Annotated in this window: 15 protein-coding genes; 8 read left to right on the forward strand and 7 right to left on the reverse strand. The window is 71.7% G+C overall.

Going from position 1 to position 15,471, the window contains the following annotated elements; translation table 11 throughout:
• Positions 1-14: 14 nt before the first annotated feature.
• The 4 genes from V7793_RS01085 (at position 15) to V7793_RS01100 (ending at position 4,652) form a co-directional block, all read left to right on the forward strand.
• Positions 15-1,067, forward strand: a complete 1,053-nt coding sequence (locus V7793_RS01085; protein WP_335580942.1) for a helix-turn-helix transcriptional regulator — start codon at positions 15-17, stop codon at positions 1,065-1,067.
• A gap of 201 nt (positions 1,068-1,268) precedes the next feature.
• Positions 1,269-2,315 carry an alpha/beta hydrolase gene (locus V7793_RS01090; RefSeq protein ID WP_335580943.1) on the forward strand — a complete coding sequence of 349 codons (1,047 nt, stop codon included), beginning with the start codon at positions 1,269-1,271 and terminating at the stop codon, positions 2,313-2,315.
• Positions 2,316-2,885: 570 nt separating this feature from the next.
• Complete coding sequence (locus V7793_RS01095; protein ID WP_168096978.1) at positions 2,886-3,122, forward strand: chaplin family protein; 237 nt, start codon at positions 2,886-2,888, stop codon at positions 3,120-3,122.
• A 303-nt stretch (positions 3,123-3,425) separates the two neighbouring features.
• Positions 3,426-4,652, forward strand: a complete 1,227-nt coding sequence (locus V7793_RS01100; RefSeq protein WP_335580944.1) for a serine hydrolase domain-containing protein — start codon at positions 3,426-3,428, stop codon at positions 4,650-4,652.
• A gap of 4 nt (positions 4,653-4,656) precedes the next feature.
• Here the strand turns inward: V7793_RS01100 and V7793_RS01105 are convergent, their stop codons facing one another.
• Positions 4,657-5,043 (reverse strand): hypothetical protein, encoded by a 387-nt coding sequence (locus V7793_RS01105; RefSeq protein WP_335580945.1) that lies wholly within the window; start codon positions 5,041-5,043, stop codon positions 4,657-4,659.
• 459 nt (positions 5,044-5,502) lie between these two features.
• Here V7793_RS01105 and V7793_RS01110 point away from each other — a divergent pair, with 459 nt between their 5' ends.
• Entirely contained in the window at positions 5,503-5,895 is a 393-nt protein-coding gene (locus V7793_RS01110) for a hypothetical protein (RefSeq protein ID WP_335580946.1), read from the forward strand.
• A gap of 136 nt (positions 5,896-6,031) precedes the next feature.
• On the opposite strand, the gene V7793_RS01115 is transcribed toward V7793_RS01110, so the two are convergent.
• Positions 6,032-7,255, reverse strand: coding sequence for a glycosyltransferase (locus tag V7793_RS01115; RefSeq protein WP_335580947.1), 1,224 nt, complete (start codon positions 7,253-7,255; stop codon positions 6,032-6,034).
• A gap of 322 nt (positions 7,256-7,577) precedes the next feature.
• Between V7793_RS01115 and V7793_RS38065 the strand changes: the two genes are divergently transcribed.
• The gene (locus V7793_RS38065) at positions 7,578-7,688 is read left to right on the forward strand and encodes a hypothetical protein (protein ID WP_443057821.1); all 111 of its coding nucleotides are present in this window, start codon (positions 7,578-7,580) and stop codon (positions 7,686-7,688) included.
• A 40-nt stretch (positions 7,689-7,728) separates the two neighbouring features.
• Here V7793_RS38065 and V7793_RS01120 read toward each other — a convergent pair whose 3' ends face one another.
• From V7793_RS01120 to V7793_RS01130, 3 genes are all read right to left on the reverse strand, one after another.
• Entirely contained in the window at positions 7,729-8,652 is a 924-nt protein-coding gene (locus tag V7793_RS01120; protein ID WP_335580948.1) for a phosphotransferase family protein, read from the reverse strand.
• Positions 8,653-8,709: 57 nt separating this feature from the next.
• The gene (locus V7793_RS01125) at positions 8,710-10,533 is read right to left on the reverse strand and encodes a TnsA endonuclease N-terminal domain-containing protein (protein ID WP_335580949.1); all 1,824 of its coding nucleotides are present in this window, start codon (positions 10,531-10,533) and stop codon (positions 8,710-8,712) included.
• 108 nt (positions 10,534-10,641) lie between these two features.
• The gene (locus V7793_RS01130) at positions 10,642-11,616 is read right to left on the reverse strand and encodes an isopenicillin N synthase family dioxygenase (protein WP_335580950.1); all 975 of its coding nucleotides are present in this window, start codon (positions 11,614-11,616) and stop codon (positions 10,642-10,644) included.
• Between the two features lie 243 nt (positions 11,617-11,859).
• On the opposite strand from V7793_RS01130, the gene V7793_RS01135 reads away from it, so the two are divergent.
• Positions 11,860-12,843 carry an Lrp/AsnC family transcriptional regulator gene (locus V7793_RS01135; protein WP_335580951.1) on the forward strand — a complete coding sequence of 328 codons (984 nt, stop codon included), beginning with the start codon at positions 11,860-11,862 and terminating at the stop codon, positions 12,841-12,843.
• A gap of 126 nt (positions 12,844-12,969) precedes the next feature.
• Here V7793_RS01135 and V7793_RS01140 read toward each other — a convergent pair whose 3' ends face one another.
• Positions 12,970-13,842, reverse strand: a complete 873-nt coding sequence (locus V7793_RS01140; protein ID WP_335580952.1) for a LysR family transcriptional regulator — start codon at positions 13,840-13,842, stop codon at positions 12,970-12,972.
• 110 nt (positions 13,843-13,952) lie between these two features.
• Between V7793_RS01140 and V7793_RS01145 the strand changes: the two genes are divergently transcribed.
• Positions 13,953-14,399: a nuclear transport factor 2 family protein gene (locus tag V7793_RS01145; RefSeq protein WP_335580953.1), complete on the forward strand. Its 447-nt coding sequence runs from the start codon at positions 13,953-13,955 to the stop codon at positions 14,397-14,399.
• Between the two features lie 111 nt (positions 14,400-14,510).
• Here V7793_RS01145 and V7793_RS01150 read toward each other — a convergent pair whose 3' ends face one another.
• Positions 14,511-15,458 (reverse strand): MOSC domain-containing protein, encoded by a 948-nt coding sequence (locus tag V7793_RS01150; protein ID WP_335580954.1) that lies wholly within the window; start codon positions 15,456-15,458, stop codon positions 14,511-14,513.
• Positions 15,459-15,471: the final 13 nt, after the last annotated feature.

The following is a 15,471-nucleotide window of genomic DNA, read 5'->3' on the forward strand; positions in this document are numbered from 1 at the left end:
ATCATTCTGAGCGGATGGAAGCCGAGCCGACGCCCATGACAGCAGCAGCGCAGCCGAGCACCACGGACGTCCTGAGCGCCGCCCTGGACGTGCGCGAGGCCGCGCGCCACGCCGTGCGGGGGAAGGGCGACGCCGACGCCGTCCTGACGGCGCTGTCCGCGGTGATCGACCACGACCACGCGTCGCTGTCCCGGTGGGACCCGATGCTGCGCCGCCACGTCACGCTGGCCGGCAGCTACCCGGCGGGCACCACCCGCTACATCGAGACCCGGCTGCACGACGATCCGGCCTTCGCGCTCATCCGGCACGCGCCGGGCACCACGAGCTGGTGGCACGACGTGCCCGCTCCGGTTCGGGGGGCCTCCACCGGGTTCCAGGAGGTCCTCGAACCCCTCGGCGTCCAGGACGGCGTGGCCCAGTGCCTGTTCTCCGCCGACGGCCGGTACGTGGGCATCCTCAACCTCAGCACGACGCGGGCACGGTGCGACCAGCCGGCCGTCCGCGCCGTGATGACCCTCCTGGGCGAGTGCCTCGCGGCGGTCGCCGACCCGCTCGCCGGGCACCGCTCCACGGGGCCCGGCGGCGCCGGTCACGCTTGCGCCGTACTCCTGCCGGATGCCGAGGACGGCGAGGACGCCAAGGACGCCAAGGGCGGCGAGGGCGCAGCGCCGGTGACCGTGAGCGGGGAGCCGCTCCCCGGCCTCACCGAGGCCGGCTCCCCGCTCGTGGCCCTGCTGCGGCGCACGGCCGCACGGCGGACGCTGCCGGCCACGGTGCTGGTGCCGTACCGGCAGCGGATGCTCGAACTCCACCTGACCCGCCGGGGAGACGGCACGGTCGTCGTGTGCCGTACGGTCACCCGCCCCGCGGCGCTCTCCCCGCGCGAGCTCGAAGTGCTGGCCGAACTCACCCAGGGACGGACCAACCGGGAGATCGCCGACCGCCTGTACGTCAGCCCGCGCACCGTTGCCACCCACATCGAGCACATCCTCGCCAAACTCGACGTCCCCAACCGCGTGGCCGCCGCGGGCCGGGCCGTCGCCTGGGGCCTCGAACCGGCGCCCTGACCGGCGGTGGCCGCCCGGGCAACAGGGCTGCCCAGCGTGTGATCGGTCCGGCGATGTGATCGGTCCGGCGGTGTGATTGGCTACGCCGCATGGGTCTCAGGCGAGTGTTTCCCGGGCGCACGCGTGTGCAGCCGAGGAGTTCCAGCGCGGATGCCGGCGGCGCACCGCACGGCATCTCGTCGTCCGGCCGGAGGATGGGGCATGAGTGACGACCGAGTGCCGTCGGCTTCCGACCGCGTCCCGATACCGGAGGCGGCACCCCCTTTCGATCCCGAACTCAACGTCGTACTGCAGGCCTTGACCAAGGAGCCGAGGGAGCCGATCACCCCGGACAACCTTGAGGCCCGTCGGGAGCGGGACGCCGCGTCCCGGCCCAGGCCGACGGCCGAGGATCTGCGCGCCGACGGCCGGTTCGAGGTGACGGAGCTCCGTGTGCCGGGGCCGCCGGACGGACCGGACGTCACGCTCGTGAGCGCACGACCGGCCGGGGCCGCCGGACCGCTTCCCTTGCTGTACTACATGCACGGGGGCGCAATGATCATGGGTAACGCATGGTCCGTGCTTCCGCGGATCCTCCGCGAGTGGGCCCTCCCGCTGGAACTGGCCGTCATCTCGGTCGAGTACCGGCTGGCGCCGCGGACGCAGTACCCGGGACCGCTGGAGGACTGCTACGCCGGACTCGTCTGGGCGGCCGGGCACGCAGCCGAACTCGGCATCGACGCGGACCGCATCATCATCGGGGGGAAGAGCGCCGGCGGCGGTCTCGCCGCGGCCCTCGCCCTGCTGAACCGTGACCGCGGCGGCCCGGAGCCACTGGGGCAACTGCTGCTGTGCCCGATGCTCGACGACCGCGACAGCACCTTCTCCACCCACCAGATGTCGGGCCTCGGTATGTGGGACCGGGTCTCCCACGCGACCGCGTGGAAGGCGCTGCTGGGCGACCGCTACGGTGCCGCGGACCTGCCGCCCTACGCGGCCCCCTCGCGCGCCACGGACCTCTCGGGACTTCCCCCGGCCTACATCGAGGTGGGGTCGGCCGAGATGTTCCGGGACGAGGACGTGGCCTACGCGAACGCGATCTGGCAGGCCGGCGGCCGAGCCGAACTGCACGTATGGCCCGGCGCGTACCACGGCTTCGACGGTATCGCCCCGCAGGCGGCCCTCAGCCGGGACGCACGTGAGGCCCGTACCCGCTGGCTCCGGCGCCTCCTCGCACAGTCCGGCAGGACGAACCCGCCTGTCGGATGAGGGGATCCCTCGCCGAACGCTCACGCGCCGCCGCAGACGCCCTCCGGACAGTGGACGAGCGCCGAGGACCACCAGTCCCGCAGCGCGGTCGTCGACGCCGACGGCGAGGCGGAACTCTCCTCTTACCTGCCCCGTGTGAGGCCGCGCATGAGGCCTGGATCACTTACGAATTCCGTTAGTAAAAAGTGCGGTGAAAACCGGGGGTAGGACGGCCGTCCCTGCTCCGGTCGATGAATGGGGTTAGTCGATGGACAACGTCAACTCCGCCTACTGATGCCAGGGATCACCGGTCTGCGGAGGACCGGAAAACCGTCGCAGGGGCGGTGGCACCCACACCACGGGGTGCCACCGCCTCTGATGCGTGTGTCCATCGCACGCATCCCTCAACCACGTGTGTTCGTCAGGTGGTTGGCGGGCCGCACCCGTAGGGGGTCAATGCCGGGGACGCGGTCACGGAGGAGGATGAACATATAGGCCATTGGTAGGGCCAGCGGTTTTTCCTACGCAAGACTCTTCCTTGCCAGAGCTTTTACCTGGCCTACTTCCCCCTTCCACCTTTTTGGAGAAGCTATGAGCATCCGCAACGCCGCCGCCGTGACCGCTCTCGCCGCCGCTGCTCTCGGCGCCGGCGCCGCCACCGCGAGCGCCCACGGCCAGGCCGTCGGCAGCACGGAGAACTCCCCGGGCGTGGCCGCCGGAAACGTGGTGCAGGTCGCCCCGCGTGTCTCCCCGAACGTCGGCGGCAACGTGGTCTCCGTGGTCGGTGTCGGCAACCTCAGCCACGGCAACACCCTGATCAACAAGTAAGCCCCGGTTCCAGCCGCCGAGGGCCACAGGGACAACCGCACCTGTGGCAGGCCGCGCGTCCTTCGACTTCCCGTCGGGCGCGCGGCCTTCTCTGTTCCCGTCAGCAGATACGACGACCTCTGGTGCCTGGAAGGCGCTACTTCCGTCTGCCGGATGACGCGTGCTGAATACTTTGGATGACCTTCAATACCCGTTCGGTCTGATGACCTCGCGCCTCAACCTGCGGGACGATCAGGGGCGTTGCGGCGTCTCTGGCCGAAGTGGCGCAGAGACCGCGCAGGAGCGAGGGGCGGAGGACCGGACATGAGGTGCAGCAGGTACGGAAAGCAGCGCGTGGCGGTGAGAGCGATCGCGGGGGTGGGTGCGGTCGCCGCACTACTGGTCGGCGGGCCGGTGCCGAACGCTCTCGCGCAGCCGGAGCCCGCCGCGCTCGCGGCGCGGCCGGGGCGGGCCGGGGCGGATACGCGCGCGGGGGTGCAGAGGGCACTGGACGCCATGGTGAGGGCCGGTGCTCCCGGTGTCCTGGCACGGGTCGACGACAGCACGGGCTCCTGGACCGCCACCAGCGGTGTCGCCGACCTGCGGACGGGACGTGAGGTCCCGCACGACGCGCAGTTCCGGATTGCGAGCCTCACCAAGGGGGTCGTGGCGACCACGGTGATGCGTCTGGCCGAGGCGGGCCGGCTGGAGCTCGACCGCCCCGTCGGGGACCGGCTGCCCGGGGTGGTCAGCGGGGCCGACCGCATCACCGTCCGCCAGTTGCTGAACCACACCGGTGGGCTGGCCGACTACATCGAGCACGAGGAGTTCAACGACCCGGCGGTCTACGGCAAGCGTACGTACCGGCCGGAACAACTCGTGGCCCTGGCGGACGGCCTGGGCGCGAAGCACGAGCCCGGACCGCCGTTCACGTACTCCAACACGGGCTACTTCGTGCTCGGCATGCTGATCGAGAAGGTCACCGGGCACCGGCTCGCGGACGAGCTGCGACGCCAAGTGCTGGAGCCCGCCGGCATGACCCGGACGTTCCTGCCGCTGACCGAACCGGAGCTGGACGGGCCGCACGCCACCGGCTACTACCTGCCCAAGGGCACCGATCCGGAAGCACCGGGAGCGTTGCGGCCGATCACCGAGCTCAACCCCTCCTTCGCCTGGGCCGCCTACGGGCTGGTGTCGGACGCCCGGGACGTCAACCGCTTCTACCAGGCCCTCTTCGGCGGCCGTCTGGTCCGGCCGGCGTCGCTGGAGCAGATGCGCACGGGTGTGGCCACGCAGCAGGCCCCGGTCTTCCCGCACTACGGTCTCGGGCTGGAGTCGGCCGGACTGACCTGCGGCGAGATGTGGGGCGGGACCGGTTCGATTCCCGGCTACGAGACCTTCGCCTTCGCCGACCGCGACGGGGAGCGCCGGATGACCCTCTCGGTCAATGTCCAGCGCAACGACCCAGGGGTGGAGGACATCGTCTACGCCGGGCTGGACGCGCTCAACCAGTACTTCTGCGGCGAGCCCTACCGGCCGATGCCCCGGTAGGGAATCAATTGGTGATGGTGGTGCAGGGGAGTCCTACGCTGGCGCCGCCGCGGAACCCTTCTGCACAGAGCCGCGTGCCCGGCGGGAAGTGACGCTGGGGGTACACCTGGTCCCGGTACGTCCTGAACTTCGCGACGTCTTCGGTCTTGGTGCCGGCGCTCCAGCCGTTGGTGGTCCACACGCGGGCACGGATGCGGTTCGGCTGGTTGGTGTTGGTGACGGACACCTCGACCCGGCCCAGGTAGTTACCCGTGTCGTAGGTCTGGATGCAGACCGAGTGGTTGCACCACTTGCCCGCAGCCGCTGCAGGCGGTCCTGCGGCGATGACGCACCCGAGCGCCGCAGCCATGGCGCCGATTCCAGAGAGGATCTTCTTGGTGATGCCGTGCATGGGGCGTGGCCCTCCAGTGTTCGTCGATCGTGCAGTCGCTCCCTGGTGCCAGTGTGATAGCCGATAGTCAGTCCAGACGGCCTCTGCCGCTCCGTTCACCCGAACCGGGCAGCCGACGCGCCCTGCGCGTCCGCTGCACTCCATCGGGTGGAGTCCCGCACTCGCACGGGCTATTGCAGGCCCGCCCTGACCACGGATCCGGGTGTCCCTTCCGACGATGGGCCCATGTCACTCCCTCCTCTGCACCCCCTGCGCTCTCTGGCCCGCCGCATCGTTCCTGTCGCGCTGGCCGCACACGCCGTGCTGGTCGTTGTTCAGCCGGCCTCGGCCCAGCCCGCGTCCGCGCTGCACACGGCCGCCGCTTGTGCATCATCCGGCTGTGGATCGGTCGTCGTCGCTCCTGTGTCCCAGGCGCCCCCGGACCACGGTCCTTGCACCAGCCCGGAACCGGTCGTGTGCATGATCCGGAAGGAGACGCCGCAGGAGCGCAAGGTCGCTCGCGAGCAGCGGGTGCGCTATCACCAGTTGCTGAAGAACATGGAGCGCAAGGCATGCGCCATGCGCGCCCGGGGAAGCTCGGAGGAGAACATCGCCCGCACCTTGGTGAAGATGCGCAACGACGCCAAGGACATCGTCCGCGCAGGCATGACGCCGGAGCAGGTCGCGGAGCTGGAAGCGCGCAACCAGAAGAAGTACGGCAACCCTCTCGGTCCGACAGCGGAACAGCTGCACGTCAAGTACGGCTCCTGGGAGAAGGTGAGCGAAGCCGCCACACGCTCGAGCGAAGCCGTGGACCACGAACTCGGCCTGGAATTCCACCACTGTTCCTGTGATGTCCTCCGGGCAGGGTGACCCGCGTCAGCCCCGAAGACGTTCCGCCAAGGCGAGGAGCAGGTAGAGGTTGGGGACCTGAGAAACGCTGACGCCGGTCAGGAGGCTGCGCCCGTGGATGCCGCGCCCGACCGTCAGCGCGGTGCCGTCATCGTGCTCAGGCTAGACCAGACACTGCGCACGCGAGCAGCAGCTGCGCGGCCACCGCCGCCCCGTCGGTGCGGATCGTGCCGGCCACGGAGGCCGCTCGTGCGCGGGTCCCCGGGCTCAGGGCCGTCGTGAGCGCGGCCGACAGGGACTCGAAGGCCGGAGCCGGACCGCGGTGTGCCGCGCCGATGCCCAGGTCGGCCACCCGGCCGGCCCAATAGGGCTGGTCCGCCGCCTGGGGCACCACCACCTGAGGCGCGCCGGCCCGGGTGGCCGCTGCCGTGGTCCCCGCACCGCCGTGGTGCACGACCGCGGCGACCCGGCCGAACAGCGCCTGATGGTTGACCTCGCCGACGGCGAAGCAGTCGTCCCGGTCGTCGATCAGGGCCAGACCGGCCCAGCCGTGCCTGACGAGTGCGCGGCGGCCCTGCGCCCGGACCGCATCGATGACTACCCCGGCGACGTCCGCCGCCGCGCGCATGGGCATGCTGCCGAAGCCCACGTACACCGGTGGAGGCCCGGCCTCCAGGAAGGCCGCCAACCCGGACGGGAGCGGGCGGAGATCGGGTGTGATCCACGCGCCGGTCTGGACGACGTCGAGCTCCGGCGTCGGCTGCCACGGGTCCAGGACCGGGTCCGTCGCCAGCCACGGCCGGCCGCCGACGACGTAGGCGCGGACGTCGTCCACCGGGGGCAGGCCGATCGTCGCCCGGTTCGAGTTGAGCGCTTCGCCGAACAGGGCGTTGATGTTCTCGGCGTCCAGCTCCCACAGCTCCCGGTTGTCGGTCACGTCCGGTGGGAACGGCCGTCCCGGATACGCCATCGGCGGGTGGTGCGGTGACGGCAGGTCGAGCTGCTGGAAGGTCACGGACACGGAGCGGATGCCCAGTTTTTCGGCTACCGACAGCGCGCCGGCCGCGGCCGGCAACATACCGGTCGCCACCAGCACATCGCATCCCTCGGCCGCCGCCGGGATCACGTCGAACTGGGTGGCGATCAGCTCGGCCGCGTACCGGGGCAGGGACGACGGCGGCGGCGCGGCCGCCGTCAGCTCGCGCGCCGTCGGGCCGACGGGCACCACCGGTACGCCGGCACCGGCCAGCCGCTCCGTGAACTCCTCGTCCGGCGGCGCGCACACCCGTACCTCGGCGCCGAGCGCCCGCAATTGCACCGAGAGTCCCACCAGAGGCTCGACGTCCCCGCGCGACCCGTATGTCGACAACAGCACACGCATTTCACGACTCCCCTTCCGCGAATTCCGGTTCGGCCGGTGATTCTGCGGCACGGCCGGGGTCTTGCCGCAAGGCCCCCGGTGCGCTACACGTTGAGAGTGGAAAGGAGCGCGTGAGTACCCTCCTTTCCTTTTTGCTGTCCGCTGTGGACGGACAACCTCCCACGGGCAACTTCCTCGCGAACGTCGTCGAGAGCGCTTCCCCGAATGGCTCGACCGCGACGAGGAATGCCGCACGGAACCTTGCGCATACGACCGAGTCCGAACCGCAGATGCAGAGCATCTCCTCGCGCCGGCTGCTGAGGATCCTGCCCTGGGGCAACGCATCTCCACGCGTACCGGTCCGCCCACCCCCGACGACATGGACGAGCTTTTTCTGACCGCCTACCGGGAAGGCAGCTTCCGCTACCGCCTCATCGCCGCCGACCGCGCCTGATGAGGGGGCGAGCCGGGCCGCTGCGCCGGTGACGCCTGTGTCAGGTGGTGGCGAACCACGCTTCAGCAAGCGAAGGAAGCGTGGCCTCGGCGGGTACGCCCAGTTCCCGCATGTACCAAGGGAGGTTGCTGTACACGTGCAGCAGCGTGTAGGCGAGCAGCACGTCCGGCTCGAAGGTGCGACCGTACGACTCGGCGAGTCGGGCCAGCAGCTTCGGATCGCCACGGGTCACGAACAGGCCGACGGCGACGAAGTCGTACGCGCGGTCACCGATCATGGCCGGTTCGAAGTCGAAGAGTCCGGTCAGGCGCCACCCGTCGGGATCGACGAGGAGGTGTTGCCGCATGACCTCCGTGTGGAGGAGCGAGCGCCCTGGGGGCCGGGGGAGGGGGACCGATGCGAGGAAATCCGGTATCTGCTCCAGCCAGTGCTCCGGCAGCCCGCGTGTGCGCTGCCGTTCCACGGCGCCGGCGCGCTGCCCGTCCAGGAAGGCTCCCCAGTCCCCGGGGCCCAGGACGTCCTCAAGAGGGCCGGGATCGAGTGAGTGGAGGGCGGCCAGGGCCTCGCCGGTCTCGGTCACGAGCCGCTCGCGGTCCGCCTGCGGGATGCCGTCCCAGTCCTGGGCCAGGTTCCGGCCGGGCAGCCGGGACATCAGCACGTACCGCCAGCCGTTCTCGTACGGGCCGAAGTCGCGCACCTGCGGCGTCGCCACCGGCAGCCGCCCCTGGAGGTACGACAGGACGCGGCCTTCGGTGATTCCGTCCTCCGCCGCGGCTCCGGGAAACAGCTTGAGGACGTGCTCGTCGCCCACCGCGTACACCGGCTGGGATCCGTCGGGAAAGCGGACGAGGGGTTCCCCGGCCAGGCCGAGGCGAGCGCACAGGTCCTCGGCTCCCGGCCGCATCACCGTTTCGTCGGGGACGACCGCGTCCCATTCTTCGTCTGTGTCCACCGGCGGAAGCATGAGCGAACCGTAGGCAGCCCGCTTTCCGGCCTGCAACCGGGTTTTGCCGCTACGCGCTCAGCCGGGCGGAGGGACTACTTCCAACCGGGCAGCCCCCGGCTCGGGGACGGGCCCCTCGGTCGCCGCCCCGGGCTCGGAAATGGACCGCTGCGGCCCACGGTCGGCCCGCAGCCGGTAGGGGCCCAGCTCCCAGTGCCAGCTGTTGCGCAGGATCAGCGCCGCGAGGTCGAGGGAGGTGAAGGGGATGCCGCGCGCGAGGTCCCGTACGTCCGGCCAGGTCAGCTCCCTGGAGGCCAGAGCCGCAGCGATACGGCGCTCCAGCTCCGGGTCGGCCTGGTGCCCTGCGAGATCCGTACGCGTGCGGGCGCCGTCGGTGACCAGGAGGCCCCACCCCTTGCGACGGCACAGCCCGGCCGCGGCGCGGTGCTTGGCCTGGTTGATCGCGAGCGGGATGTCGCCCTGCGGCTTGGCCTCGATCAGGACGGTGCGGCCGTCGGTGGTGACGGCCAGGAAGTCGGGGTAGTACGAGCGTCGCCGCCCGGCGTGGGCGTAGTCGAGGGCGAGGGGCTGCTCCTGGAAGTAGGCGACCTGGTCGGCGTGGTCCAGGAGCTGGACGACCCGCAGCTCGGTCACCGACTCGTACTGCACTTCGCGCCCCAGCTTGGCGCTGAACCAGGCGCCGGAGTGCTCGCGCTGCTGCACGCTGCGCCGGGCCGCCAGCTCCTCCCGGGCGGGGGCCGGACCGGGAGCGCCGAACCAGTCGGCCGCCGCGGCCTGCGTCGCCCACCGGCGTGACGCGCGCTCCCGGCGTTCGGCCGTCCTCTGCTGCTTCCGTTCCTCCTTGTGCCGCTCGGCAAGCGCCGCGACGGCCTCCTTGAGGAGGCTGCGGGCCCGTTCGTCGCCGTACCCGGCGAGACGGGCCAGGACCAGACCGCCGGGGTTCAGCGGCACGCCGGGCAGCGCCACCTCGACGACGGTCGGCAACCGCGCCGCGACAGGCACGTCGTGCGCGCGTTCCGGGCCGAGGAGGTCGCCCAGGGCCTGGCGCAGGGCGACGGTGGCCGGCTCACGGTTGCCGAGCATGTGGGTGATGCCGCGGGCCTGCAGCTGGCTGATACGCTGCGGCGTCAGGGACAACTCCTGCCCGATGGTCTGCTGGGTGGACGGCTCTCGGCCCTCCAGCCCCAGCCGGCGGCACAGCACGGCATGGGCCCGTGCGTTACGCAGCTCGTCGACGGCCGCGGCCACCAGGTCCCGCAGCACGGTCGCCGTGCCGGCACTGTCACCGGCCACTGCCTCCCAGGACAGGTCGGTGGTCGCATATCCCGGGCAGACGGTGTCCAGCAGCCAGCCCTCCAGGAGGAGCCGGCCGTCCGCCTGCCACAACCGCTCGGCGACCGGGCGCAGAGCCCCGACCGGGAAGGCGCTCAGGGCCTTGAGCGGCCTCCTGGCCAGGAACTCGGCGCGGCGCCCGGGCGACAGGCGATGTCCGGTCACCTCCTGCCAGACGTCGGCGATCGCACCCGGCTCGCTGACCAGCGGCCGCTCGCGCTTCCCCCGCCGGCCCGCCGCCTCCCGCTCCCTCCTGGCGGCCGCACGCACCCGGCGGTTCTCCGCGAGCCGCGCCTGCCAGTCGTACGCCCCCGAAGCAAGCCGTTCGGTCAGCCACGCGACGGCCGCCTCACCATCGGCCGCCTCATCCGGCGGAACCAGCTGCCTGGCCGCCGAGCGGACTGCGGTGATACTGCGCTGATGCCGGTCCGCCAACTCCTCGACGCTCAGCCCTCCGGCGATACCGTCCACGAGCCGTCCGTACTCCTCCGGACTCCAGCTGCTGCCCCTGCGCTCCGGCACGGGTATGCCGTCCACATCGTCCTTCACCTGCAAGCCCCCCACTTCGCACGCGAGTTGCCGGCCACGAGGTAATGGCCTGCGTACGGGAGTATGTCCGATGCGTGTTCGCGGAAGCGGGGAGGCAGCGGCGGCGTCTCACATCAGGGCGATCTCGGCGACCTTGGAGCGGACGTAGGCGCGGGCCGTGACCGGAGGGTGGGCTACCCGGCCGATCGGGGCGGGGAGCGACTCGACGACGGTGTGCGGGTCGCAGTCGTAGAAGTAGACCAGGGACATCAGCTCCTCGGACGGGGCGTCGGCGGGCGGGGCCAGTACGCGGTGACGGGCGGAGCGCCAGCGGTCTCCGGTCCAGCGGGCCATCAGGTCGCCGATGTTGACGGTGAGCGCCTCGGGGTCGTACGGGGCGTCCTGCCAGCCGTCGTTCTCGGTGTGGATCTGCAGGCCGCCCTTGCCGGGCTGCCGGTCGAGGACGGTGACCGTGCCGAAGTCGGTGTGCGGGCCGACACGGAACTGGCCCGGCCGCGGCGTTCCCGCCGTGGTGATGGCGGGATACCAGTTGAGGGTCAGGGTCCAGTCGGGGCGGCTGGTGTGGCGGGTGAAGAAGTCGAGCGGCCGGCGCAGGGCCGCCGCCAGGAGTTCGAGCAGTTCGTCGGCGAGTGCTTGCATGGAGCGTACGTACCGGGCGAGGAGGGGCTGCAGCGCCGGGTGCTGGGACGGCCAGGCCGTCGGCAGGAGCGGTTCGGGCCCGGGCCCTGGGCGGTCGGCCGCGGCGTCGTACGGGCCAGGGGCCATCGACCAGGTTTCCACCAGGTCGGGCGGCGTGATCAGACCTTCCGCCCGGCCGGTGGCCACCGCTCCCGGGCCGCTCCAGCCGTACCGGCCGGTCCTCGCCAGGAACGGCAGCTTGACGTCCGCCGGTTGGTGGAAGAAGGCGCGGGCTGTGGCGCGGATCGCGGCAGGCAGGCCGGGGTCGACGCCGTGACCGGTCACGAGCAGGAAGCCCGCTCGCTCAAGTGCTCGGTCGACAGCGGTGGCGAGCCGGTCGCGGCTCCGGCGGTCGCCGGTCCGCCACAGCGAGAGGTCGATCGTGGGAATCGCGGAAGCACTCATGCCGCTCTCCTCCTCATGCTCATTGTCCTGCCGCGTCCGGGGTGGTGAAGCGGCCCGGTCATGGTCGTCCGAGAGGAGAGCGCCACCCAGCCGTTCGCCGGGAAGCGGGAGGAACAGGCGACTCCGGCCGGTGGGGCGGGAGAATGCGGCAGGCTGCGGGCCCGGTTGGGACCCGGGCCGTCTATCGTCGGGTCCTGTCGCGGAGATCACGAGGTGGCGTGAGGCACGGGAGGGGAGGCCACGGTGACGGGATCGGGCACCTTCGACACCCTGGAACTAGGGCTGTTACAGGCACTCCAACTCGACGGACGGGCCGCCCTGAGCCGCATCGCGCGCCGCCTGGGCGCCTCGGAACGCACGCTGGCCCGCCGCTACAGCCGACTGTGCACGCTGGGCCTCCGCGTCGTCGGCCAGCCCGTACCGGCACGGCTGGGCATGACCCGTTGGCTGCTGCGCCTCCACTGCGCTCCCGGCTCCGCGGGCTCGGTCGCCCAGGCCCTGGCCCGCCGGCCCGACACCAGCTGGATCTCGCTGGCCTCCGGGGGCACCGAGCTGTACTGCGCTCTCACCACCTCCACGCGGCACGAGCGGGACAAGCTCCTTTTGGAGAAGCTGCCCCGCACCCCTGGTCTGACGAGCGTCGACGCGCACTGCCTGCTACGCGTCTTCACCGGCATCACCAGTACGTGGTACGCCAGCGGCATCCCGTTCGGCCCGGCCCGTAGGGTTCAGGTGGAGGGCATCCCAGCGCCGGCCCCGGAGTTCCGCGAGCCTCCCGCGCCGTTGTCCCTGGACGCCACCGACCTCGCCCTCCTCGCCGAGCTGGCCAAGGACGGCCGGGCAGCCCTGCCCGAGCTCGCGGCCGCCACCGGCCGCTCGCCCTCCAGCGTCCAGCGCCGCCTCGAACACCTCAAAGCCCAGGGCGCACTGGGCTTCTCCGTGGACTTCGCACCCCGGCACCTGGGCTACGACCTGATGACCCACCTCTGGCTGCGAGTGGCTCCCGGAGAAGCCTCGGCCGCCGGCCGCGCCCTGGCCGCCCACCCCGAAATCGCTTTCGCGGCCGCCACCACGGGTCCGCACAACCTCGTGGCCAGCGGAGTCTTCCGCGGCGACCACGACCTCCACCACTACCTCGACCACCGCATCGGCTCGCTCCCGGGCATCCAGTCCATCGAGACCGCCCCCATCCTCCGCGAGGTCAAACGACTCACCTTCCGCGCCTGACGGCGCTCGGCACGGTGGAAGGAGCCGCCGTCCGGCCCCGCGTCGTGCATGGTGGGCCAGTCCACCCCAGGCAGTGCCGGGGGCCTCTGCTTCAACGGGCGACCGGCCGCCTCACCACGCCGCGGCTCACCGGTGGATCAGTTCGCGGAAGCGGGCCACCAGCGGGTTGCTCGTGTCGCGGCGCCAGACCAGGGAGTTGGACGTGGTGGCGCCGGCGAGCGGGCGCGGGGTGACGCCGGTGCGGTGCAGCACCCGGTAGGAGTCGGCGAGCACGGCGGCGCCGAAGCCGGCCGCGGCCAGCGCCAGGAGTGTCTGCACCGTACGGGCCTCAGCGGCGATCCGCGGGACGACCCCGGCCTGCCGGCACAGGGAGGCGATCTCGTCGTACGACAGCGGTGAGACTTCCCGTGGCCACAGCACCAGGGGCACGTCGCCGAGTGCGGTGAGCGGCAGTCCGCCGTCGCCCGCGGCCAACGGGTGTGCGGCGGGCAGGAAGAGCGTGAAGGGCTCGCGCCACCACTCGCGCACGGCGAGCCGTTCGTCCTGCGCGGGCAGCCGCTGCACGGCGAGGTCGCAGCGGCCTTCCAGTACCTCGGCGGACATCTGAGCGTCGTTGAAGCTCTCCACCAAGCGGAGCTCGACGTCGGGGAGCGTCTCGCGGACGGTGCGCAGGGCGGCGCCGAGCGGGCCGTTGATCCCGGACCCGGCGAAGGTGATGGTCAGCCGCCCGCGCAGGCCCTGTGCCGCCAGTCGCACGTCCTCCTGTGCGGCCTCGGCCTCGGCGAGGATCACCCGGGCACGGGCGAGCAGGGCCTCGCCCGCCGGAGTGGGGGTCATGCGACGGCCCTCGCGGTGGAACAGGGGGGTGCCCAGGCGGCGTTCGAGGTCGCGCAGCTGGCGGCTGAGCGTCGGCTGGGTGAGGTGCAGGCGCTCGGCGGCGGCGACGAGGGTGCCGGTTTCGGCTACGGCGACGACGTAGCCGAGGACTCTGATCTCCATGTATGCCTCCAGGGCAGACATTGTCTGCTCAAGACTGCCTTGCAGGCAAACAAGTCCCCGGGCAGGGTTGATCACGTCAAGCAGCACGGCGACAACGAAACGAGGACCCCATGACCACGCCCGACTCCGCCTCCGCAGGCACCTCCACCTCCCTCCGGACCACCGCACTCCACACCGTCGAGGCGTACTTCGAGGCATTCGGTCACGGCGACATGGACGCGGTGTTCGCTCTGCTCGACCCGGAGGTCGAGTGGTTCGTCCCCGGTGACGCCGCGCTGGTTCCCTGGGCGGGGCGGCGCACCGGGCACGCGGCCATGCGCGAATGGTTCCCCCTGCTCGCCGGCGCCGGGGAGCGGAAGGACTTCGAGCTGTACGGGATGACGGCGCTCGGCCCGGACCAGGTCCTGGTGAACGGCCGGTTCGTCTTTCGCATGCACGCCACCGGGGCGGTCTACGACGACGAGTTCGTCATACGCTTCACCGTCCGCGACGGGCGCATCACCGCCTACCGCATCTACGAGGACTCCCTCGCCCTCGCCCGCGCCTACCGGGGCTGAGCGAGCCCGGCGGTCCCGGCAGCCCGGCAACGCGGCGAAGGACATCGCGGACACCATCCGGCGCCCGGTCGCCGACCCGACGGCATATGCGCAGGCAGCCCGGAGGTGGAACTACCGCGCTTCGCCCAGCGCCGCTTCACCGTCGGCTACTGACAGGCGTGCCTCGGCGGTCATGGTGCTCGCCGGGCCTCCGGGACCGCTCGGCGGTTCGACCGGGCGGCCGTGGGAGGCGTACAGCTCGGACTCGCCCCACGACGTGACGGTCACGTCGTCGCCGACGGACACCTTGCCGGGCCGGAGGACGGCGAGCTTCGTACCGAAGGCGACTCCGCCCTCGACGGCCCGCCGGTAGCCTGCGAGGGTGCGCAGTGGTTCCGGGCCCGCCTTCTCCGCCGACTCCTGTTCGACGAGGGTGACGGCACAACGGATGGCGAGCTTGGCGTAGCCCAGTTCGGTCGTGCCGATGCTGAAGGCGTGGGCCCGGTCCTCGGTATGGGGCTCGTCCCAGCCGTCGACCACGATGTTCGGGCGGAAGCGGTTCATGGGCAGCGGCGCCGTGCCGCGTTCGGCCAGCTTGTGGTTGAGCAGTTCGAGGGTGGAGCGTGAGATGACGTGCAGGGCGCAGCTGTCGGCGTAGCCGGAGGTGCCCGGTGTTCTGCCGTCGGTCACCCGGCGGTGCTCCGGCGGCACACGCACCAGGCGGCTGGGGGAGCGGAGCACGTCGGAGAGCCATGCGGCGGCCGTGTCGCCCTGGTCGATGCCCTGGTAGGCGGTCCCGAACAGGTCGACCGGCCGGCGGGGACCCGAGGTGTCCACGGGCAGGTCCACTGCCTCGGTGTCCGGCGCGCGGAGGGTGAGCCGTTCGCCGTCGTCACCGATGGCGGGCCGGATCAGGGCCAGCCGGGGGTCCCGGCGCTGCGAGCGGAAGACGCCCTCTTCGCTGATGACCATGAAGCTCCGGTCGTGCGCGAGCCCGGCGGGCGTCAGGACGGCCTCCCGGGTGGCCACGCCGGCACAGCCCTTGATGGGGTAGTACGACATCTCGACGACGCGGGCCATGCCATGCCCCTCC

Origin of the sequence: Streptomyces sp. KLMMK, from assembly GCF_036961605.1 — a bacterium.
Classification (GTDB): domain Bacteria; phylum Actinomycetota; class Actinomycetes; order Streptomycetales; family Streptomycetaceae; genus Streptomyces; species Streptomyces telluris.